A 19,677-nucleotide genomic window follows, 5' to 3' on the forward strand; every position below is an offset into this window, starting at 1 on the left:
CTGAAGCAGATAGATCGACCATCATCTGGTGGTAGACCAAAGAACGGTGAGGGCGACCATACCGTTTCAAATATCGCCAAAGCTGCCGGTCTTTCTAAACATCAGCAAATTCAAGCCGTCCGTGTTGCATCAGTGCCGTCTGAAAGGGTGTCCATCTTGGAAGTGATGCTTGCTCCCAAGGGCGGTGACCGCAAATCAGATCAGAAACAAAAATTTGTTTCTGATCGTCATGAAGCAGCTGAGAAAGCAGGATTTGGAAATTACGAAACTGCACGCCAGGCCAAAGCCGTAGTTTCCACAAATATTTATTTTCATCCAGCCCTATGCGTTTTGCGTTCTCACTTTTACATACCTTTAACACCACCACCACACTTGAGGAGATACTATGACAAAATCCGCCGCGGATATTGATGCCGCCGACCTGCCTGTCACCATCCCATCAGAAAAAGCCAAAGCCCGCGAATGGCTATCGGTTAAAATAAACGGCGTTCCTGTAACAAAATGCCCGCCTCAGACAGCGCCGGAGCCAAAGCCGCACAAGCCACGCAAGTATGAAACAGCCGCAGCGAATGATAATGATCCGGTGCCTTTATGCGAGGCATTAATGAGGGATAAAAGGCCGGAAGATGCGATGATGATCCGGCGCTATCGCAGCTTGTTTGAGATTGCCGGTTCGCCTGACGCAGGTAGAAACGTAGAGGTTGGTCAAGGTGGCATTAACTTTGAGCGCCGCATTAGTTTTGTGAACGGGCTTGAAAAGGATCACGGCATTCGTGAGCGTAAACCACTGGCCTCGACCGGCAATCGTAACAGCATAAGCACCGATGATGTTCCGCATGCCATTAGCGCCCCACTGTGTATTGCTGGTGGCGAAGATTCGATAATCGCATATATGGACGCTAAAGTTGTGATTGGTCGCCTGCGGGCTGCTTTGGGGCCTCTGCTAACGGTTTTCGAAGAAGCAGCGATTGATTGCGAAACATTGACAGCTATCGGCGAAAGGCAGGGCTTTAAAGGTAAGCAGGCTTCGGCAGCTGCGAAGGCTCCAATCTATATGGCTGTCGATACGCTGCGAGATGCATGGCGCTTGCTGAATAAAGAAATGACAGCAGCAGCGAAAGAGGCCGATAGAAAAGTCCAGATCAGGCGGCGTGAGGTGCACCCCACCCGTTGCGGCATGGGTATTACGGGAACACAGTTTTATTCAAAGGCTCGCTTCGGCGGGCCTTTATCATTTCTGGCGCCTTGAGTGGCGGCCGGAACATAGCAGCAGATCCGTGTGCTTTCTCCTCAAGCTGGTGGCACGGGTCTGCTGCTTTTATTTTACCCATTCAACAATACCGCTTAGGCGGTGGAAAGGAGCAGCCATGTCAAACGCATGGGCGCGTGATCGCGCATTTTCCGTCGCTGAGGCGGCACAACTGGCGGATATGCCAGAATCCACACTTCGAGATTGGCTAGCATCTGGCGGCAACCCGTTCATGTCGGGCAAGTTCGGAAGCCAGCGGCGCATGTCTGCCACCGATGTTTTCATAACAATCATTGCAAAACGCCTGATCGCCGCCAATTATCAGATTCTGGTTGCCACCTGCGAGGCGTGGCGGGTTGCAGGTGGCCCTCAAGCCAATGTTGCGGCAATTCCCCGCGATAGTGTTTTTGTGGCGCAGCCTTCCGGTGGTATGGCATCAGTGGAGGTTTCACCGCTTTTTGAGGCGGGTCAGTTTATTTCCGAAACCGGCAGCATCGTTATTCCGGCTGGCATCTTGGCGGCTGATTTAGTTGAAAAGGCATCAGCCTTGTATGGAGAAGCCGCATAATGTGGCCCTTCAATACGAAATCGGCAGAACCCGCCGAAGAAACCAAATCCGAGTTAACCGACCCGACCTCGGAATCGTGGGGCGTTCTCGGTGGGCTATTCGGCAATCCAGCCGGCATTGCCGTAAATGCTGATGTTGCAATGCGCGTTCCTGCGGTCAATTGTGCTGTGAGCTTGATTGCCGGATCTGTCAGCACTCTGCCGTGCAAGGTGTATGAACAGGACGGCGACGGCAAGCAATCTGCAAACAACCATGCCGCATATGCGCTGGTGCATGATGAAGCGAACGAGTGGCAATCTGCCGGTAAAGTTCGGGAACTCATCACGATTGATGCTGTTTTGCACGGTGATGGCTTTGGGTTCGTCAATAAGGTCGGCATTAAGCCTGCCGAAATTTTGCATCTGCCCAGTGATAAGGTTGTTGTCGAATATCTGGACAGCGGCGAACCGCGTTATAAGGTCGGCACGACAACTTATAGGGCAGATCAGGTCATTCACCTTCAAGCGCCATCAGTAGACGGAAAAACCGGTCTTGGTCTGTTACGCGCTGGTCGTGAGGCTATCGGACTTTCTGTCTTGCTTGAACGCACATCGGCACGGCTGTTCAAAAATAATAGTCGCCCCGGTGGTGTGTTGTCCTTCAAGGGGCAGCTTCAAAAATCAACGGTTGTGCGCATTGCTGAAAGCTGGAGAACCTCTCAGGGCGGGGACAAGGCCGGTGGCGTCGCTGTCATCGACCAGGCTGGAGAGTACAAGCCAATCGCCTTCACTTCGGTCGAGAGCCAACATCAGGAACAACGCAATTTCAGCATCGGTGAAATTTCCCGCCTGACTCGTGTTCCTGTGACGATGCTTCAGGAATTATCAAAAGGCACGTTTCAGAATGTGGAGCAGCAATCGCTACAGTTTTTGCAGCTTTGCCTGCTGCCGTGGCTGAAATCTTGGACAGATGCCTATCGTCGAACGCTTCTAACCAAAGACGAACGGCGTACTCACAGCATTGAATTTGTCGTGGATGATCTGCTCCGAGCCGATACCGGTACACGCGCCGAAGCCTATCAAAAATTCAGGTCGATGGGCGCGTTTACAGCCAACGATGTTCGCCGACGTGAATCCATGCCAGCCTTGCCGGATGGCGACACGCTACAATCACCATACACGATTGCAGCCAACCAAAACAACGAAAAACCGAAGGAGGCAGCCGCTTGAGCGATGCCAAAATTGAACGTGGGTTCATCTTAGAAATTGATACCAAAGCTGTCAGTGATGACGGCTTTTTTGTTGGCTATGCGTCAACTTTCGGAACCATCGATAGCCACAAGGAAATTGTGGCTGCCGGCGCTTTCACCAAAAGCTTAGCTGTCAGGCCAGCGGCACGTGTGAAGATGCTTAGGGGCCATGACCAATCAGAACCGATTGGCGTGTGGACTGCACTATCTGAGGATGGTCACGGTCTGAAAGCTGAAGGCCGGTTAATTCTCGACACTGCCAAAGGCCGTGAAACTCATGCGCTCATGAAGGCCGGCGCTTTGGATGGCTTGTCTATTGGATTCCGAACCGTGCGCGACCGCATGGACAGAACCAAGGGCGCGCGCATCCTCGAAGAAGTGGACCTTTGGGAAATCAGCGTTGTGACTTTTCCGAGCAACGCAACGTCCACAGTCACAGCAGTCAAATCAAACCAACATGCCGAAATCGTCGCAGCAATCAATGCCGCGCGGGCACAAATTTAAAGGAACAACCATGACTATTCACACAACTTTCCCAACCGTTCTTGAAACCAAAAATGCAGTTGATGGCGATCCAGTTGCCGAAGTAAAAACCGCGCTGGCTGGCCTTACAGCCGATATCGCAACTAAGACCGCGCCGGTTGCGGCTATGACTGCCCGCCTTGATGCTATGGAAGCGAAGCTATCCCGTCCGGCACTACATACCGAACGTAAGGACGGCCAGACCGAGGAAGCGAAAGCCTTTGAGCTTTTCCTGCGAGGACAGGCTGGCCCTGATGAACTGAAGACCCTGACGATTGAATCGCCTGGCACTGGCAGCGTAATTGCCCCGCCAGACTTTTCAGCACAGGTAATCGAAAAGGTGGCAGAGTTTTCGCCGGTTCGTGAACTGGCGTCTGTTATTCAGATCGGCGGCCCGCTGCTGCAAATTCCTGTCTTGGAAAGCGAAGTTAATCCGGCATCGCGCACCGAAACACAGGCAATGACTGAGAGTGAACCAACCTTCACACAGGTGGACATCAAGCCGTTTGAAATGGCTGTCATCACTCCGGTTTCGCAAGTGCTTATCGAGGACAGTAAGATCAACCTTTCTAACTTCCTGTCCAACCATATTGCTCGGCGCTTTGGTCAGCAGGAAGCATCGTGGTTTGTGAAGGGCAATGGCACATCGCAAGCTGAAGGCGTGCTGACATCCACTGCGGTGAGCGCCTTTGAGGTTGATGCCGTAACGCTGGGCGCTGATGATCTGATTGATGCGTTCTATTCGGTGAAGTCGGCTTACGCAGCGAACGGCTCGTGGATTATGAACCGTAAAACTATGGCGGCTATCCGCAAGTTGAAAGACGGTGACGGTCAGTACATCTGGCAAGCAGGCTTGCAGTCCGGTCAGCCAGCCTTGTTACTTGGCCGCCCAGTCTATGAGGCTGTGGACATGCCGGACATCGGAGCTGATGCAACACCTATTGTCTTTGGTGATTTTGCGGCTGGTTACACCATTGCTGACCGTATTGGCTTCAACCTGAAGGTTGATGAAGTGACCGGCTTTAGCAATGGCATTGTCAAGTTTGGTGCACGCCGTCGTGTCGGTGGTCGCGTAACACTTGGCGAAGCCCTGACCAAGGTAACTCTTGGTTCGTAATAGCTTGGGGGCCTCGGCCCCCATTCACTTCAGGAGACATCAATGCCATCAGCAGCATCACGTTATTGCACCTGTGGTCAGCATGTCGTGCAGGCGGGTTCAAAATGCCCATGTGCAAAGGCGCGTAAGATTGCCAGTGACAGAGCCAGACCATCAGCGCGCACACGCGGCTACGACCGTGAGTGGCAACGCGCACGCCATGCTTGGCTGGTCGTCCATCCATCGTGTGTTGGTTGCGGACAACCGGCAACGCTGGTCGATCATATCATAACTATACGCAATGCACCGCATCGAAGGCTGGATCCGACAAACTTTCAATCGATGTGTTCCACGTGTCATGGGCGTAAGACAGCAGAGAAGGATGGCAGCTTTGGTCGCCGCTGAGATCAAGTCGTTCTACTTGCACAACACGCCGCTGGAGCAGTCAACAATCATTGCTCAGTTCAATGTTCGAGTTGGTGACTTCCTGCTTCATAAGTGTCTGATCAAGCGCAGGCATGATGATGGCGGTATAGTCGTTCAACTGCCAGGTAAAGGTTCATGCGGTATCAGTATAGCTCTCCAGAGTGAGACTCGAGATGCAATCGAAGAAGTTGCCTTATCTCGGTATCGGCTAGAAACAGGCGAGTGGATTTAAATGGCCATAGAAGCCCGCTGACTCGCATCAGTAATTAAGCATCAACACCCTGAAAAACATCACAAATCACGTCAGCGACCCGCCATGTCGATGCCTGACCTATGGGGCGGGGATAGGTCGAAGGGTTGGCCGGTTTCAACGGACCGACGTGGGAGTGTCGCTCGCGAAAAACGAGATTTGGGGCATTCCTTAAAATTGAACAATCGACGGCTAACCGTCAATGAATATTGAACAATGGAGTAACCATGAATATTATTACACTCTCTGAATTTAAAGACCACGCCAGAATTTTATATGACGACGAGGATTCGGAAATTCAGGTCAAGGTCGATGCCACAAACGAATATTTGTCCGGCTTCATTGAGCTTGCGGATGGCGCGGAAATTCCCGCAGACCTGAAACAAGCCGGACTTATGATTGCCGCGCATTGGTTTGAAAACCGCGAAACAGCTTTGCCGGATAGTCTGCATGACATTCCAGTCAACGCCAGCGAAATTCTCCTGAACTATCGTGGGTGGGCATTTTGATGATTAAAATTGATGTACGCGGCATGTCCCTTTTCGGTGATGACGATGGCCGTGCGCCATTTACCCTATTGGCACTGGCCGAGGTCTATGTACCTGATCTTGGAATGACGATTAAAAACGTCCGGTTGGTTTGGTCTGAGCAGCACGGCTATCGCGCGATATCGCCATTGCCATGGAAAGGGCAGCCGTCACCGGTCCTTTGGTACCACGGCAGCGACTTCGCCATTGAAATGCTCGATCAGATACTGGACATGTTTGAGCGCATGGGTGGCAAGCTTCCGGCTCCGAGGCCAGCACCTAGACCCGTGACACGCCGTGACCATGTGACGGGCAAGCCTATCAATGCCGATCCTTTCGAGACGCTTGGCCGTCTTGATATTGCGGACAAGATGCCAGACGATGCACTGGAGCAAGCGGCCATTGCTGTTGCACATGCCCGCCGTCACGCTGCGGCCATGGCTGATAATGACACGTCTGGCCTACGCCGCACCCTGAAAGTCTGCCCAGCCATTGATGAGGCGATGCAGGAGGCAGGGCTATGAGTCATCATATGCGAGGGGCCAAGGCCACACCGAGGCCGGTTTCCGATCCTATCCGCAAGGTGCCGCAGCCACCCAAAGAGATGAGCGCAGACGCGAAAAAAGAATGGCGCCGAGTAATGCCGGTCTTGGTTGAACGGCGCGTTCTGTCCGATGCGGACCTTGCGGCGGTTGAACGATATTGCGATGCAACCGGCGATATTGCCATTGCACGCGCCCGCATCCGACTGGACGGCGATTATATTCCGAACCGGCTGGGCGAACTAAAAAGGCATCCAGCTTTTACCACGTTGAGGGAAGCTACAGCCGAAGCCCGCCGATGGGCTGCTGAATTAGGCTTGACCCCTGCCAGCCGAAGCCGTGCCGGTACACATGAGGGCGACGACGACAACCCATTGGATTTGTAAATGGCAAGACCAGAATGGCTATTCGACAATAGCCCGATTGATGACCCGCTTGGTCACGGCCAGCGTGCCGTTGACTTCCTGCTGGCTTTGAAGCATCCGAAAAGCAAAAGACAAAACAGGCAATTCCAGATTGACCCGTGGGTTGAGCGCCTTGTTCGCCGGATCTATGGCCCTCGTGATGAGGACGGTCAAAGACAGGTGCGAACCGTGTTCGCCATGATACCACGTGGCGGACGCAAAACTTCACTGAGCGCCGCTCTTATTGCTTTGCATACATTTGGGCCGGAACGTATTCCGAACGGTCAGGTTGTTTCAGCCGCAGCAGATTCCAAACAAGCCCAAATCGCCTATGATGAAGTCTTAGGCATTGTGCAGGCTATGCCGGAGGTTGCCGCTAAACTTCAGGTGCGGGTTGGAACTCATAAAATTCGGCACCCAAGGAAAGGTGCCACGTATGAATCCATATCATCAGATGGCGCCACGCAACATGGCAGGACAATTAACTTCCTTGGGTCAGATGAAATTCATGCTTGGAAAAAACGCGACCTTTGGGAAGCCTTGAGAACCAGCTTGGCTAAGACCGCCGAAAGCTTGCATGTCATCACAACGACTGCCGGACGTGGCCAAGACAATCTGGCATTTGATATTTACGATTATGCGCGCAAGGTTGCCAAAGGTGAATACCCAGACCCGTCATTCCTGCCTGTCATCTTCGAGCCGGACACTGGCGATGATTGGCGTGATGAGGCCGTATGGCACAAGGTTAATCCGGGGCTTACTCTGGGTTATCCTGACCTGAAAGGTTTGCAGGCGATGGCACGTGAAGCCGAAAACCGACCTGCCGACCAAGACGCTTTCAAACAATATCACCTGAATTTCTGGCCTGACCATAGCTCCAGCCCATTCGTGGATATGGCAACATATGATCAGGGCGGCGAGCCTATTGATATGGCTGCACTTGCTGGGCGTGAAACGTGGCTTGCCTGTGATCTTTCCAGTCATGGGGATTTAACGGTCATTGTTGCGGTATTCCGTGACGGCGATGATTTTATCATTGTGCCGTTCTTTTTCTGCCCAAAGGAAAATCTGCGGCAGCGGCAGGACGCATCCGGCGCACCTTATGTCCGCTGGGCCGCGGATGACCTGATCACGGCCACCGAGGGCAACGTGGTGGATTTCCGTGCTGTTGAGGATAGGATTCGGGAGTTGTGCGAAACCTACGATGTGCAGCAGATTGCATTCGATCCAGCCTTGGCCCGCAATATCCTGAATAACCTGACTGACGATGGCTATCCGGCAATCGAGTTCCGGCAAGGTACTTTGTCCATGATGCCAGCCATCGCTGAACTGGAACGGGCTGTCTTGGCTGGACGGCTAAAACATGGCGGCCATCCTGTTATGCGGTTTTGCGTTGCTAACTGCGAGGTTGAAACAAATAGCCACGGCCACAAGATCCGACTAAAGAAGTCCAAGCGCTGGCTTTCTATTGATGGCGCCGTAGCTGCTGCTATGGGCGTATATCGTGCATCGCTGGGTGAAGACACCGGCAGCGGTTCAATCTACGACGATGACGGCTGGCAAGACGCATTGTCGGCATTTGGGTAGGATGGCGCATAGATGGACTTGTAGTTCTGACAATGGCACAAAAATAGCGGCTCGACATGAGCCGGAATCACTGCCTGCCTGTCTAGCGGGGGCATAGGAAAAGGGGTTGAGTATGAAGAGTTACGACTTTTTCTTTGATGGACATCACTATGCAGCCAATCTGGCAGATGAGCCACGAAACGGTGACATTATTCAATTTGAGGGCTGGGATCATGAAATCACTGGAAGACGATTTATAAATGGCCGTGTCTTTTATGTTTTACGTTCAATTAATCAATCAGAGTGGCCTGATCCAGAAGATAGTAATTTGCCGCGGGCTATGATTTTCTAAAGCAAGTCAAAATATTCAATGAAACGGCACAGGGGCGCAATGTCGCCCTTGTCTTGTGCATTTTACCAACACTAGTCTGATTATTAGTTTAAAAAGGAAACTCTTCTGCTGTGGTTTCCAAGTTAAGTTTCTCCGAAAAAGTTCCTTCAGATGTGGCTATATGCAACATCATAAATCCCTTTAGATCATATTTATCTTTGACTGGTTCTTCATTGGAGAACTTGCTCCATACCATTCTTTCCCCTTTAATTTTTATCTGCCCCCAACCTGATGGCGATAGCCTCTGTACTGGAGACTTTAGAAAATGCTTTATCTTTTTCCCGTTGGTATTGTCATCTGTTGAAGCGCACTTCTCACCGTTTTGGCTAAAAGTCCATCCTTGACGGGTTATCAAATACAGGGCTTCGATCTCAGGGCTACGCCGATCTGAATTATTATGAATATCTATAATTATATCAATTTCTACTCTTGCCATCCAATCTGTTTTCGAAAGCATAGAGTCAATTTTTTTAAGTTCTACTGTAAATGTTGATGACTTAGACTTATTATTCTCAGCTATAAGCCACTTTAATTCAGCCCCCAACAATTCTTTCAGTTTTTTGATGGATCCATCATATACAATATGGCGATGATGCTTAAGATCAAATGGTATATCATCCGTAGACCGTGTAATAAGCGTGCAGAGTTTTTGCTTTGCATGGGCATACCCGACTTCATAAAATACATTAGGGTTTTTCCCACTCATATCGGCAATTATAAAGTCCGCAGCATCTATTTGCCTATATATACGTTCAAGCATTGTTTCTGAGTAAATTTGCTCATCAACCCTTTCTGCAACGACACCATTTTCGGTGGCGACAGCTTGAATCCCAAGTTTGTAAATGTCATCAAAATCTTTATCGAACGGCATTAAGATGAAAGCGAAGGGTTTAAGATGAGACATTGATATAGCCATCCTCAGAATGCTGTCATTTTGCTTGTAATCTGCCAGACATACAAAATAAGGCAAGAGGTTTAGGCACAAGACATACTGATAGCACCATGAAATCATTTTATTTTTGTTGATATTTTTTCAACTTCTGTAACTAGTTGGTGCATGCCTTTAACATTCCAGCTCTCTGCAAATCCATCTTGAGCATTAAACTCGTATTTCACCGTCTCTTTTACTTCACCGGCAGGATGGCTTCGCCACTCAATTGCAGCTGTGAATGTCGTATCTTTAACATCTGTGGCCATCACCCCTTTTCTTTTAAAGAATATCATTGGAGGTAACATTGAAATTGTCAGATCTGTTGCTTTTTTTGTGCTGACCGTTCCATCTAAATTATAGATTGGTAAGCCTGGAGTAATATTTACCTTGATATCGAATGCAACAGCATTGCCGGTGTTTTGAATTACTAAATCAAGAGCTGTGGAGTCAGCAGGGCTACTTCGCAAAGAACAAACGATGAAAGGTTGTGCAGTCATTTTTGCAAGCACCTTTGTCTCCGTTGCCAAGACTCTAGTGACTCGCCATAAAGCTATCGTTGCACCAGCCGTTACTAATGCGGCAATCATTTGTGCTGATGCTAAAAAATTTGCACTATCTAAAATCCATGTAAAACACGACTGTTCTGGCTTATCTACAATAGCATCACCTAATATAAAACAATCATATTTATACAAAGTATTAATCCCCCAGAGTATCTAGGCAGACTTAGCAAAACAAACTCATCCCCGAAAGGGGATATGAGCTTTATTGGTGTAGGTGGGGTTCTGATAATTCACCGATAACGTTATCGGAGTATCCTCTTTGAGACCTATCAGGCTGGCGGGATTATTCTGGGCTCAACCGGACAACCCCACGCCCACGCTTATCATCTATAAACTCAATCCCCGCTTCTTGAAGGGCTGAAACTAACTTAGCTGCTGTTTCTTCCCTGCCGCCAATAGAGCCGGAATCGGGTGATTCAAGACGTTTAATCGTTGGTTCAGACACACCAGATTTTAATGCTAGATTTGCTTGGGACCAGTTTAATAATGCACGAGCGGCTTTAATTTGCCTAATTGATACTTTTAGTATTGACATTATTTCGACCCCTGATATTGATACTTTTAGTATCTCACATTCATTGATTTGGTTCAAACGAAACCGCCAGACACAGTTACCAAGTTATTACCCGAGGAGAACCCACAATGCAGCACACAGTGCCAGCAAACGCCCCCGCTATGCATTTCAGAGAATTAGAATGCGAAATTTGCCAAGCCAAAAACTCTGTCGGAATTCTCCAACGGTTGATCGAAGATACCATGCAGGCGCATTTGCGGTTCACGGCGGAAGATAGCAGTTTCATTCACTATGCTGCTGTCAACGCGCTGCGAGAAGTCCAAGAGCTTCATGACAAGTTCTATGCGACTTTGGAGGCCGCGGCATGAGGCCCGATCAGAAAGATTTTATCCGTGACACGTTCATCGACCTAGATGATTTATTAGGTCAGCTGTACGACGCCATCGACGTTGTGGAGGCTCTGACGAAAGGCACCATAGCCAATAAGGCAGTCAATCCACTCTCTATCCACCTTCTGCAAATGCAAAATGCGGTTAAAAATATATGGCCTGTGGCCGTTAGAGGTCAGCCATGAGCAAGCCTTACAAAACTTCGCTGCGAGACAACGTGAAACAGCCACGCTTAGAGCACCCGTATCTAAAGGCATTAGCGGGTCGGATAAAGACGCCACCAATAGTGCGTCTGTCTTCTAAAAAGGGAGCGAAGGCATGAGCGACATTTTGAAAGCCTACAAACTGATTGAGGCCATCCGCGAACTTGAGCCATTGATTGACGATTTCGACGATGTTCGGGACGACATTGATGGAGCTGAAGGCCGGCTTACGCGGTTAATCATGTCCTCACCTGCAAACACCGCAGATGAGTTGAAGATCAAACTGTTAGTTTGGCGGATGAGGATTGAAGATCCGATGATGATTCATGATCGTGATGTGCCGCTTTGGGATGATCTGACAACGGATATTGGAAAGCTGACTGTCAGCGCACCTGTGAGCCAGCATCTTAATCAGTTACGCAGCGACGGCTTTGCATGGCCATAGCTGCAGGCAGGGACGGTCTCCTACGGACCCTGCCACCCTTTCGGACCCGTAGCTCAACAAGATAGAGCACCGGCCTTCTAAGCCGTAGGTCACTGGTTCGAATCCAGTCGGGATCGCCATTGTTTTCAATCAGTTATCAATTTCACCACCTAAAAGTTCCAACTCGTATTTTGATTGAGTTCCAACTTTCGTTCATTGCATGTTCTTTTTTACCACAGTTATCCCCCTTCATCTGTTTGCTGGGACACTTAAAAAAATAGCATCATTGGCTCGCGCTCCTGCAAACCCAACTCAACATACAATCCGTCATAAATCACGATACGAAACCCGCACCGATCCTGCATGATTGACGCGGATTTATATATGACTCACTACCTCAAAGAGCGCTTCAACTTAATCCACAACAATTCACAGGCAATTAGTACAACTTATAAAACCTACTTGACTCCCTATCGACTATGGAACATTTAGTGAACAAGAGTTAATCGAATTTACAAAACTTAGCGATATTGCGCACAATATGCGCCACGGATGAACTGTGCCATGCGTAAGCCAGAGACGATTGAAAGACTGTATTTGGACTTTGACGGCTTTTTCGCAAGCGTAGAACAGCAGTGCGATAAAAGCCTGCGCGGCCGTCCTGTCGGCGTTGTGCCTTTTGCCGGCACGGATCGTACAGCCGTTATTGCCTGCTCCAAAGAAGCCAAAGCCTTTGGCGTTAAAAACGTCATGAAGATTAAAGATGCCAAGGCACTCTGTCCGGATATCATTTTAGTGCCGCAGAAACCCGATCTCTACCGTCGCGCGCATAATGCGCTGTTATCGGAAATTGAATCTGTCATTTCCATCGATACCGCTAAAAGCATTGATGAATTGACCTGCATTCTTGATGACACTGGCCGTAACCACCCTGAGAGTTTGGCGCAGACAATCAAACAAACCATTCATCAGAATATCGGCCCCTATATCACCTGCTCTATTGGCTTTGCAGCTAATCGCCAACTGGCAAAGATGGCTTGTAAAGCAGGTAAAGACGCCACCAAGAAAACTGCCAACTATGGTAACGGTCTTGCGATATGGCACCCCCATATGATGCCAAAACCATTCTTTGATGTGAAGTTGGGTGACGTGCCAGGCATTGGTGACAGTATGCGCATGCGCTTGGCGCATTGCTTCATTACAACCACTGAGCAGCTCTATAACATCCAGCCAAAGCACATGCGCAAAATCTGGAAAAGCGTCAATGGTGAGCGCCTTTGGTACGCACTACATGGCTATGATATTCAAGCCCAGCCGCAAAAGCGCGGTATGTATGGCCATACCCGTGTTTTACCACCAGAAGCGCGCAGTATCACTGGCGCCTATGAGATTGCGCGTTTGCTACTGGTGAAATCAGGCAGACGGCTTAGACGCGACGAATTCTATGCCGGCGGACTGTGGCTGTATCTATCGTTAAAAGATGGATCATGGTTTCACAATCTCGCTCTGCCAAGCGTCAATGATGAGCAAGCCATTCTAACGGTTCATAGACAGCTTTGGGCGTTAGCTAAGCGGCAACTGCCCCGCAATGTCACCATCTACAATGTCGGTGTGACCCTACATAGCCTAAGCGAGGCTAATGCAAGGCAGCTGGATATTTTCAATAATGATGATGTGATCCGGCAGAAATGGGAAAAAGCCAACGGGGCTATGGATTCGCTCAACGCCAAATATTCGAGCACCATTGTGCATATGGGCGAATATAAACCGCCCACAGGTGGTCATGTCGGTGGCAAAATCAGCTATGTGCGCATTCCCTCAGCTGAAGACTTTTACTGATGGGTAATTGGAAAACAAAATACAAAGTGGGTGATCTTGCTGACACTCAAAAACTCGAAATGATCTGCAAGAAGTGCAGCCGCCTCACCTATATTACAAAAGCTATGATTTGTACCGCCAGAGGGCGTGAGCAGCTATATTTGGACGAAGTAGAACGCCGTGCCTTATGCAAAGCAAGAGGCTGCAAAGGCCGTATGCGTATGGCAATGGTACGCCTTGATGAAATGAGCGGTTTTGTAGGGGGCTTGGCTTGACCCCCCCCCATAGAACTAAAAATAAAAATTTCTTAATTATTAAATAAACCTGCAACTTTACGCTCATAGAATCATTATATTTCTGAAAATATCCCGCTGTAGAGCCAATCATCCTCAGCGCTACCCAATATCATTACGCTCTCACGATAAATAGGCTTTTTACCACTCATTCTTACAGAACTACTTCAATAACAATATCAACATTTTAAATAATTTTATATTAAAGTAATAAATGTTTTATTTAATAAATTACAATTTTCATAAGATGTTTATAATATTTAACTTGAAATGTATTTAATGTTATATGTATTAATACATGGCGGGGGCCGCACAGCTACCTCACAATCGAAGAAACATCTTCTACGTGGGGTGGCTGTGTGTTTTAATTACATCTAATTTATTAATACAAATATTCCTACTGCTTAATAATTGGCATTAGCAATTTACTTATTGTGTGAAATTAAACCCCTAGGGTAATACTTTATTCAACAATTATTTTGAAAATAACCTTCAAGTGTTTTAAATTTGGCAATCTAAATAATGAAACCAAATTCCGTTCGCCCCCTTGAAGGGAATTGGAAACAGGTCAAAGGCAACATCAAAGAACAGTGGGGCAAGCTCACTGATGATGATCTTGATGAAATCAATGGCCATAGGGAACAGCTAGAGGGCAAGATTCAGGAACGCTACGGGATAGAAAAAGATTGCGTAAAGTCTGATATTGAAACTTGGTATGGCCGACAAGGCTTGTAAAAAAACGCCCCTTTTGAGGGCGTTTTAATTATTCATAACTTACGAATAAACAGTTCCGATTTTCGTAGATAGTTAGAAACTATTTACCATCTTACACGCAGACCCAACGTTCCTTTGTAAGTATAGCTATCGCCAAAGTTTTTTAAACTTGTATTAATAGAGCCTTCTCCATAAATGGAATATTTATCATCATTCCAATTATAAGATCCACCAAGTCCCAAACTTGCCCAAATCCGCTCTTGTTTATTTGCAAAGCCAATACCACTAACATTTACTCTGGTGCCGTCTAAGAATTCATTATAAATATTTGCAATTCCATACACATACTTCCGATTGAACATGCCGCTATCATTTAACCAAGAGTTTTGATAATCGGCACTAATACCAAGTCTGCCTTGCAAACTGGCTGATATGTCTTTTGATATGTGCCCACTGAATTGATCTGTAAAATCATCGAAATTAACGCTGGAGTAAATCATCTGTGCTTGTGGTGATACAGACCAATGTTCGTTAATAGCAACGCGCTTACCAGCCTCAACCGATAGCGCATACCCAAAACCATCATTCCCACTGACTAATGATTGCTCGGCTGTAATAGAATTAAGATCGCTATTATACCAAGTCACCTGTGCTTGATTATCAATATAAAGGCCATCCTCAGAATACCAAGTTAAAGTACCACCAAATCCATATCCGTCGGCATTAATTTCACCATCACCATGCTCCGAGAAAACCTTAGCTTTACCATGAGCATAATGCGCTGATACTCCACCAATAAGTTTGCCATTATCATTTTCATACAGCATACCATCAACGCCAGCCTGCATTTTGAAAACATCAAAATTATAGTCTGTATCTGAAGTAGATGTTGCGGACTTAATTTTAGTATGGGAGCCAACCATCCTGCCCCAAATCCCATTTTGTTCGATCATCACCCCCGCCTCATCGACTGGGGCATATGCATCCACAGCATCAGCTCCCTGCGAAAGAACTCTATTGCCGGCATTACTCCAGTAACGATTACCCACACGCTGCTGTAGTGTGGGCAAACCATTCATACCAAGCAAAAATTGAGGATAGGCTTCATAAACCGGTACACCGCCAGTATATAACGGCTTAACAGGATCTACTGGATCAACCGGGTCTACCGGGTCAACCGGATCAACCGGGTCAACCGGATCAACCGGATCAACAGGGTCAACCGGGTCTACTGAATTCAACTGAGACCTTAAATACCAGTTTCCATCAACGCTATCAGCAGCAACTCCACTATGATAGAGCTTATAAGCATAAGCGCCACTACCTATGGCTTTTACACCCTTGTGGCTATATGAGTTTGCCCCACCTAGTATAAAAGCCCCTGCTGATGAATGCTGTTTATCACGCACCTGTACAAGCTGAATACCATTTGCTTTAGTTACATTTGACTTAGTCTGATCTTTTATGGAGACTTCAACCGTTGTTGCAGCTGAGCCTAGTTCAACTCTGTCAACAATTAGCATATCGGCAGTAGATCCATCACCCCCATCGCCGTCATTTAAGACTGCCCCGACTTTAAGTATGCCACCATTTGATATGTATGTAGCAGTACCAACTTTTTCAACATCATTTTCAGAAGTGATAACCATCGTGTTACCAATTTGAATGCCTGTAAGATCAATTAATCCATTGTTGGTAAAACTTGAGGTATTTACAAATTGAGTTTGGAGCAATCCATTGCGGTTGAAGTCATACACATTTTGTGAAAATAAACGATTATCGATGCCGGTTCTAGCGGCGTAATATCCTGCAGCATTATAATTGACTGCATTTGATGCCCCTAAGGAGACTACACCGTTTTGGGCATTCCGAACATGGGAATTTGATCCGCCCATATTATTTACAGCAACGCTTCGAAGATCTCGAATCCCAGCGGAATAGTTCACTGAATAATTGCGGGAAACAAAGTGGCTATTGTTTTCAAGGACATTACTTCCAGCTGAGCCCATATCCAAAAAGCCGGTCATTCTTCCGTTATTCAAAATATGTTGATTGCCTGTGGGCCCAAAATCTACAATACTAGTGATCAGTCTATCCGACAACGCAGTAAGACTTCCGTTATTAGTGATTTTTACACTCGCGTTCGCACTGCCAATGACTAAAGCGCTACCCCGCCCTCTACCGCCTTGAATATTACCATTAGTCCCTACGTCAATTTTTGTAACATCACCAATAGAGCCAACCTCTAAACCATTTGCATCTAGTCCAAAGGAAGAGACGGTACCGTCAACTTCAACAGTTGCCGCATTAGCAGCACTAACTGCTATGCCAGTAGCCTTATTACCCCTAGTCGTGATTGCGCCAGTTTCTGCAACAGATACCCTTGCATCATTTAGACCAAACGGGAACATTTGTGGCATCGCGGAAACATTAACACCACTTGAAGATCTACCTTCAGTTATAATTTTTCCAGCAATGTTAATATCAATATTACCTTCGGCGCTTTGCGCCAAAATCCCGTCATTAACATTACCCTTAATTGATACAGTATTTTTGTCGCCTAACCGACCAACTATGTTGCCATCCCCTGTAATAGCAGCGCCGTGACCATAACCATGGATTTCAATATCTCCTACATCAACCTCAACATCTGCGAGGCCACCTTGGATATGTATACCATCGCTACTAAGCATAGAAGGCACTTCAGTAGTATTTAAAGATATTATACTACCCAGGCTATTATCAACTACTACCGCACCTAACGCTGATGAATCCCTTGCAATGAATATACCACGAGAGCTTGCATTGTGTGTTATTATGGTACCTGTATTTACAACATCAACATCTCCAGCGGTCCTAGGCAAACTATCATTACCGACAGTAAATCCGAGTGCCATACCATGCTGCATAACATTACCAGCATTGCCATCATTGCCAGTCTCTAAGAAGCCATTATTTACAACATAAATTGTGCCTGTAGGACCATTTGGATCATAGGCATTATCAACACGAACAACAATTGGGCTGGCCTTATCACCATTCATAGTAATAGCACCGGTAGATGCATTTACAACGGAGGCATTTTGACCGTTTTTAATTACGCCATTCAATGGAGAAAAGCCGCCTACTACACCATTGTTAGTCGCACAATAATCAACAGCACAATTAACTTGCGCTAATGAGACAGATGTGAAGGACACACTTGATAAAAGCGCAGAAGAAAACAGTGTGAGCAATTTATTTCTGGAAGCCATTAATAATCCACCCTAGATAAAGAAAATATTACTATTTTTCTTATAATGATTATTACACATTGGTCAAATCCAATAACATTCAGCAAAGTATAATACTGAATTGACCCCTAAATTCAATTAGAATAAGCATGGCAAATCAATACCTTAACTTATTAAGGTAATAAAACTAAAGTATTGGGTAATCTCCCCGTTGAAAACGAGGGGATTACCAACGAACAATCAAATACGAGGAGGTCTATCTTCACGCTTACGAAACCGTATCCAAATCCAGAAGTGGTATCGGACGATATCTGACCTTCTACAAAACTCGACGTCCTCATTCATCACTTGACCGGCAGATACCGGATCAGGTTTACTTCAACGCATTGACACCAATAATGTTGGTAGCATAATCGCGGCGGAAATCCACTTAACGAAACGCTCGAAACTGGTCAGACAAACCGAGCCACCTTTAACACGTAAAGTATCATGAACAAAAAAGTTGGAACCATTTGGCTACCGCCTCGTTGATTATATGTACCAACAACCACAAACAAAGGAGCCTCCAATGGATTGGAACCGCGTTGAAGGGAATTGGAAACAGGTCAAAGGCAAGATCAAAGAACAGTGGGGAAAGCTCACAGATGATGACCTTGACGAAATTAATGGCCGAAGAGAACAGCTTGAGGGTAAAATTCAGGAACGCTACGGGATCAAAAAAGATCGTGTAAAGAGTGATGTTGATACCTGGTATGGCCGACAAGGCTGGTAAACTAAAAACGCCCCTTTTGAGGGGCGTTTTTACTATGCTCTGTTGGTTTATTGAGCATTTAGTTATAGTTTAATTTATAAATAATGACACGGTATATGTAATCTCTATAATTTTAAAAACTGCAGCTCTGGCTTCTAACCTTCATTTGGTGAGTGTGCCCTCACCTGTAAGGCGAATTACAATAACGTCGCGGACCATTGAATGGCTGATAGGTATTAGAATTTGGATCGTATGAGCGATATTTGTTCAGGCACCAATTTATATGAGAGCTGCCAACTGGCGCTCTATAGTTTTGATTGACCATACCTGAAATAATGGCGCCGGCTGCTAATCCACCGATGATACCGGCTGCTGCGTTTCCACTATGTCTTCTATTATAATGCCTTCTATCATATCGGCGATCATAATGGCGAGGACGGTAATGGTTGCGTGATGATCTATAATGATTTCGCCTCTCGCGATATTGAACATTAATAGCTGTATTATGCGATTGCTGCTCAATAGTTAACGAAGTGAATAAAGGAGCGGCCGTTGAGGGGGTAATTACCACCATTGCCATAGAAATTGTCAGAGCGCTTATTAAGGATGTAAGTTTCTTCATAACTAACCACCTTTTCTAGTAGAACTCGTTATTATAGCTAAATTAAGAAAAACATCAAATTGACTACACATAACAAGGGTTCCACTAGCTGTGTAAGATATGACACTCAAATGAACATCGTTTAAGTCATTGAAAACCCACCCCTTATCATGAAGCTGATAACACCAAGAATTAGTGCACTGATGATCAGCCAGACTACTTTGGCCAACGTATCGCTCACCCCGGATATTTTCTTTTCCAGATCATTGAACCGGTTATCCATGTGCTTCCACTGTTCATCTTTACGAGCGTCCGCCAATTCGGCTTGACGCTGCCATTGCTCAAGACTGGTTACACGTAAAGCCATAGCAGTCATATGGTGTTCATTACTGACTACACGCGAGCGTAGATCAAAGTCGTTCTCGGTTGACGACATCACCAGCACCCCTGCTTTTTTCCATACGCATTATGTCC

At 46.9% G+C, this 19,677-nt stretch carries 26 protein-coding genes, 1 tRNA gene and 1 pseudogene; 22 read left to right on the forward strand and 6 right to left on the reverse strand.

Annotation, left to right across the window (positions count from 1 at the left end; all coding sequences use genetic code 11):
* Positions 1-156 precede the first annotated feature (156 nt).
* The 13 genes from MP213Fo_RS04250 to MP213Fo_RS04310 all read left to right on the forward strand — a co-directional run bounded on the left by MP213Fo_RS04250 (position 157) and on the right by MP213Fo_RS04310 (position 8,730).
* The gene (locus MP213Fo_RS04250) at positions 157-411 is read left to right on the forward strand and encodes a hypothetical protein (RefSeq protein ID WP_421090430.1); all 255 of its coding nucleotides are present in this window, start codon (positions 157-159) and stop codon (positions 409-411) included.
* Positions 386-1,249 carry a hypothetical protein gene (locus MP213Fo_RS04255; protein ID WP_421090431.1) on the forward strand — a complete coding sequence of 288 codons (864 nt, stop codon included), beginning with the start codon at positions 386-388 and terminating at the stop codon, positions 1,247-1,249. The genes MP213Fo_RS04250 and MP213Fo_RS04255 overlap by 26 nt, the downstream gene beginning before the upstream one ends.
* A 118-nt stretch (positions 1,250-1,367) precedes the next feature.
* The gene (locus MP213Fo_RS04260) at positions 1,368-1,817 is read left to right on the forward strand and encodes a hypothetical protein (RefSeq protein ID WP_421090432.1); all 450 of its coding nucleotides are present in this window, start codon (positions 1,368-1,370) and stop codon (positions 1,815-1,817) included.
* Positions 1,817-3,025: a phage portal protein gene (locus MP213Fo_RS04265; protein ID WP_421090433.1), complete on the forward strand. Its 1,209-nt coding sequence runs from the start codon at positions 1,817-1,819 to the stop codon at positions 3,023-3,025. Before MP213Fo_RS04260 ends, MP213Fo_RS04265 begins: the two co-directional genes overlap by 1 nt.
* Complete coding sequence (locus MP213Fo_RS04270) at positions 3,022-3,549, forward strand: HK97 family phage prohead protease (RefSeq protein WP_421090434.1); 528 nt, start codon at positions 3,022-3,024, stop codon at positions 3,547-3,549. The genes MP213Fo_RS04265 and MP213Fo_RS04270 overlap by 4 nt, the downstream gene beginning before the upstream one ends.
* Before the next feature lie 10 nt (positions 3,550-3,559).
* Positions 3,560-4,684, forward strand: a complete 1,125-nt coding sequence (locus MP213Fo_RS04275) for a phage major capsid protein (protein WP_421090435.1) — start codon at positions 3,560-3,562, stop codon at positions 4,682-4,684.
* Between the two features lie 42 nt (positions 4,685-4,726).
* A complete protein-coding gene (locus MP213Fo_RS04280) occupies positions 4,727-5,068 on the forward strand; it encodes an HNH endonuclease (protein ID WP_421090436.1) in 342 nt (113 codons plus the stop codon).
* Complete coding sequence (locus MP213Fo_RS04285; RefSeq protein ID WP_421090437.1) at positions 5,046-5,321, forward strand: hypothetical protein; 276 nt, start codon at positions 5,046-5,048, stop codon at positions 5,319-5,321. Before MP213Fo_RS04280 ends, MP213Fo_RS04285 begins: the two co-directional genes overlap by 23 nt.
* A gap of 245 nt (positions 5,322-5,566) precedes the next feature.
* Positions 5,567-5,848 (forward strand): head-tail connector protein, encoded by a 282-nt coding sequence (locus tag MP213Fo_RS04290; RefSeq protein WP_421090438.1) that lies wholly within the window; start codon positions 5,567-5,569, stop codon positions 5,846-5,848.
* Complete coding sequence (locus MP213Fo_RS04295) at positions 5,848-6,390, forward strand: hypothetical protein (RefSeq protein ID WP_421090439.1); 543 nt, start codon at positions 5,848-5,850, stop codon at positions 6,388-6,390. The genes MP213Fo_RS04290 and MP213Fo_RS04295 overlap by 1 nt, the downstream gene beginning before the upstream one ends.
* Positions 6,387-6,794 (forward strand): phage terminase small subunit P27 family, encoded by a 408-nt coding sequence (locus MP213Fo_RS04300; RefSeq protein ID WP_421090440.1) that lies wholly within the window; start codon positions 6,387-6,389, stop codon positions 6,792-6,794. Before MP213Fo_RS04295 ends, MP213Fo_RS04300 begins: the two co-directional genes overlap by 4 nt.
* On the forward strand, positions 6,795-8,399 hold the full coding sequence (locus tag MP213Fo_RS04305) for a terminase large subunit (protein ID WP_421090441.1): 1,605 nt from the start codon (positions 6,795-6,797) through the stop codon (positions 8,397-8,399).
* 112 nt (positions 8,400-8,511) lie between these two features.
* Positions 8,512-8,730 carry a hypothetical protein gene (locus MP213Fo_RS04310; protein WP_421090442.1) on the forward strand — a complete coding sequence of 73 codons (219 nt, stop codon included), beginning with the start codon at positions 8,512-8,514 and terminating at the stop codon, positions 8,728-8,730.
* An 88-nt stretch (positions 8,731-8,818) separates the two neighbouring features.
* Here MP213Fo_RS04310 and MP213Fo_RS04315 read toward each other — a convergent pair whose 3' ends face one another.
* From MP213Fo_RS04315 to MP213Fo_RS04325, 3 genes are all read right to left on the reverse strand, one after another.
* Positions 8,819-9,673 (reverse strand): hypothetical protein, encoded by an 855-nt coding sequence (locus MP213Fo_RS04315; protein ID WP_421090443.1) that lies wholly within the window; start codon positions 9,671-9,673, stop codon positions 8,819-8,821.
* 104 nt (positions 9,674-9,777) lie between these two features.
* Positions 9,778-10,395 (reverse strand): hypothetical protein, encoded by a 618-nt coding sequence (locus tag MP213Fo_RS04320; protein WP_421090444.1) that lies wholly within the window; start codon positions 10,393-10,395, stop codon positions 9,778-9,780.
* A gap of 151 nt (positions 10,396-10,546) precedes the next feature.
* A complete protein-coding gene (locus tag MP213Fo_RS04325) occupies positions 10,547-10,798 on the reverse strand; it encodes a helix-turn-helix transcriptional regulator (protein WP_421090445.1) in 252 nt (83 codons plus the stop codon).
* 107 nt (positions 10,799-10,905) lie between these two features.
* On the opposite strand from MP213Fo_RS04325, the gene MP213Fo_RS04330 reads away from it, so the two are divergent.
* The 7 genes from MP213Fo_RS04330 (at position 10,906) to MP213Fo_RS04360 (ending at position 14,639) form a co-directional block, all read left to right on the forward strand.
* Positions 10,906-11,145 (forward strand): hypothetical protein, encoded by a 240-nt coding sequence (locus MP213Fo_RS04330; RefSeq protein WP_421090446.1) that lies wholly within the window; start codon positions 10,906-10,908, stop codon positions 11,143-11,145.
* Positions 11,142-11,351 carry a hypothetical protein gene (locus tag MP213Fo_RS04335; RefSeq protein ID WP_421090447.1) on the forward strand — a complete coding sequence of 70 codons (210 nt, stop codon included), beginning with the start codon at positions 11,142-11,144 and terminating at the stop codon, positions 11,349-11,351. The genes MP213Fo_RS04330 and MP213Fo_RS04335 overlap by 4 nt, the downstream gene beginning before the upstream one ends.
* A gap of 133 nt (positions 11,352-11,484) precedes the next feature.
* Entirely contained in the window at positions 11,485-11,814 is a 330-nt protein-coding gene (locus tag MP213Fo_RS04340; protein ID WP_421090448.1) for a hypothetical protein, read from the forward strand.
* A gap of 42 nt (positions 11,815-11,856) precedes the next feature.
* Positions 11,857-11,933: transfer RNA gene (locus MP213Fo_RS04345), tRNA-Arg, on the forward strand.
* 424 nt (positions 11,934-12,357) lie between these two features.
* Positions 12,358-13,632, forward strand: a complete 1,275-nt coding sequence (locus tag MP213Fo_RS04350) for a Y-family DNA polymerase (RefSeq protein ID WP_421090449.1) — start codon at positions 12,358-12,360, stop codon at positions 13,630-13,632.
* Complete coding sequence (locus MP213Fo_RS04355; protein ID WP_421090450.1) at positions 13,632-13,886, forward strand: hypothetical protein; 255 nt, start codon at positions 13,632-13,634, stop codon at positions 13,884-13,886. The genes MP213Fo_RS04350 and MP213Fo_RS04355 overlap by 1 nt, the downstream gene beginning before the upstream one ends.
* Before the next feature lie 540 nt (positions 13,887-14,426).
* Positions 14,427-14,639, forward strand: a complete 213-nt coding sequence (locus MP213Fo_RS04360; protein ID WP_421090451.1) for a CsbD family protein — start codon at positions 14,427-14,429, stop codon at positions 14,637-14,639.
* Between the two features lie 83 nt (positions 14,640-14,722).
* On the opposite strand, the gene MP213Fo_RS04365 is transcribed toward MP213Fo_RS04360, so the two are convergent.
* Positions 14,723-17,872, reverse strand: coding sequence for an autotransporter outer membrane beta-barrel domain-containing protein (locus MP213Fo_RS04365; protein WP_421090452.1), 3,150 nt, complete (start codon positions 17,870-17,872; stop codon positions 14,723-14,725).
* 212 nt (positions 17,873-18,084) lie between these two features.
* Here MP213Fo_RS04365 and MP213Fo_RS04370 point away from each other — a divergent pair.
* Together MP213Fo_RS04370 and MP213Fo_RS04375 are read left to right on the forward strand one after the other, a co-directional pair.
* Positions 18,085-18,264, forward strand: a pseudogene (locus MP213Fo_RS04370) (IS3 family transposase); the annotation flags it as partial.
* Between the two features lie 155 nt (positions 18,265-18,419).
* Positions 18,420-18,623, forward strand: coding sequence for a CsbD family protein (locus MP213Fo_RS04375; protein WP_421090453.1), 204 nt, complete (start codon positions 18,420-18,422; stop codon positions 18,621-18,623).
* Positions 18,624-18,783: 160 nt separating this feature from the next.
* Here MP213Fo_RS04375 and MP213Fo_RS04380 read toward each other — a convergent pair whose 3' ends face one another.
* Both MP213Fo_RS04380 and MP213Fo_RS04385 read right to left on the reverse strand, forming a co-directional pair.
* On the reverse strand, positions 18,784-19,224 hold the full coding sequence (locus MP213Fo_RS04380; protein ID WP_421090454.1) for a BA14K family protein: 441 nt from the start codon (positions 19,222-19,224) through the stop codon (positions 18,784-18,786).
* 121 nt (positions 19,225-19,345) lie between these two features.
* Entirely contained in the window at positions 19,346-19,639 is a 294-nt protein-coding gene (locus MP213Fo_RS04385; protein WP_421090455.1) for a hypothetical protein, read from the reverse strand.
* Positions 19,640-19,677 lie beyond the last annotated feature (38 nt).

The sequence above is a fragment of the Pseudochrobactrum mosebachae genome (assembly GCF_048914685.1).
Lineage (GTDB): Bacteria > Pseudomonadota > Alphaproteobacteria > Rhizobiales > Rhizobiaceae > Pseudochrobactrum.

What these genes read in the sequence shown, in the direction of transcription:
- MP213Fo_RS04255 (WP_421090431.1), top strand. Translation starts at nt 386, where the DNA reads ATGACAAAATCCGCCGCGGATATTGATGCCGCCGACCTGCCTGTCACC.
- MP213Fo_RS04260 (WP_421090432.1), top strand. Translation starts at nt 1,368, where the DNA reads ATGTCAAACGCATGGGCGCGTGATCGCGCATTTTCCGTCGCTGAGGCG.
- MP213Fo_RS04265 (WP_421090433.1), top strand. Translation starts at nt 1,817, where the DNA reads ATGTGGCCCTTCAATACGAAATCGGCAGAACCCGCCGAAGAAACCAAA.
- MP213Fo_RS04275 (WP_421090435.1), top strand. Translation starts at nt 3,560, where the DNA reads ATGACTATTCACACAACTTTCCCAACCGTTCTTGAAACCAAAAATGCA.
- MP213Fo_RS04280 (WP_421090436.1), top strand. Translation starts at nt 4,727, where the DNA reads ATGCCATCAGCAGCATCACGTTATTGCACCTGTGGTCAGCATGTCGTG.
- MP213Fo_RS04285 (WP_421090437.1), top strand. Translation starts at nt 5,046, where the DNA reads ATGGCAGCTTTGGTCGCCGCTGAGATCAAGTCGTTCTACTTGCACAAC.
- MP213Fo_RS04290 (WP_421090438.1), top strand. Translation starts at nt 5,567, where the DNA reads ATGAATATTATTACACTCTCTGAATTTAAAGACCACGCCAGAATTTTA.
- MP213Fo_RS04295 (WP_421090439.1), top strand. Translation starts at nt 5,848, where the DNA reads ATGATTAAAATTGATGTACGCGGCATGTCCCTTTTCGGTGATGACGAT.
- MP213Fo_RS04300 (WP_421090440.1), top strand. Translation starts at nt 6,387, where the DNA reads ATGAGTCATCATATGCGAGGGGCCAAGGCCACACCGAGGCCGGTTTCC.
- MP213Fo_RS04305 (WP_421090441.1), top strand. Translation starts at nt 6,795, where the DNA reads ATGGCAAGACCAGAATGGCTATTCGACAATAGCCCGATTGATGACCCG.
- MP213Fo_RS04310 (WP_421090442.1), top strand. Translation starts at nt 8,512, where the DNA reads ATGAAGAGTTACGACTTTTTCTTTGATGGACATCACTATGCAGCCAAT.
- MP213Fo_RS04315 (WP_421090443.1), bottom strand. Translation starts at nt 9,673, where the DNA reads ATGTCTCATCTTAAACCCTTCGCTTTCATCTTAATGCCGTTCGATAAA.
- MP213Fo_RS04325 (WP_421090445.1), bottom strand. Translation starts at nt 10,798, where the DNA reads ATGTCAATACTAAAAGTATCAATTAGGCAAATTAAAGCCGCTCGTGCA.
- MP213Fo_RS04330 (WP_421090446.1), top strand. Translation starts at nt 10,906, where the DNA reads ATGCAGCACACAGTGCCAGCAAACGCCCCCGCTATGCATTTCAGAGAA.
- MP213Fo_RS04335 (WP_421090447.1), top strand. Translation starts at nt 11,142, where the DNA reads ATGAGGCCCGATCAGAAAGATTTTATCCGTGACACGTTCATCGACCTA.
- MP213Fo_RS04340 (WP_421090448.1), top strand. Translation starts at nt 11,485, where the DNA reads ATGAGCGACATTTTGAAAGCCTACAAACTGATTGAGGCCATCCGCGAA.
- MP213Fo_RS04350 (WP_421090449.1), top strand. Translation starts at nt 12,358, where the DNA reads ATGCGTAAGCCAGAGACGATTGAAAGACTGTATTTGGACTTTGACGGC.
- MP213Fo_RS04355 (WP_421090450.1), top strand. Translation starts at nt 13,632, where the DNA reads ATGGGTAATTGGAAAACAAAATACAAAGTGGGTGATCTTGCTGACACT.
- MP213Fo_RS04360 (WP_421090451.1), top strand. Translation starts at nt 14,427, where the DNA reads ATGAAACCAAATTCCGTTCGCCCCCTTGAAGGGAATTGGAAACAGGTC.
- MP213Fo_RS04365 (WP_421090452.1), bottom strand. Translation starts at nt 17,872, where the DNA reads ATGGCTTCCAGAAATAAATTGCTCACACTGTTTTCTTCTGCGCTTTTA.
- MP213Fo_RS04375 (WP_421090453.1), top strand. Translation starts at nt 18,420, where the DNA reads ATGGATTGGAACCGCGTTGAAGGGAATTGGAAACAGGTCAAAGGCAAG.
- MP213Fo_RS04380 (WP_421090454.1), bottom strand. Translation starts at nt 19,224, where the DNA reads ATGAAGAAACTTACATCCTTAATAAGCGCTCTGACAATTTCTATGGCA.
- MP213Fo_RS04385 (WP_421090455.1), bottom strand. Translation starts at nt 19,639, where the DNA reads ATGTCGTCAACCGAGAACGACTTTGATCTACGCTCGCGTGTAGTCAGT.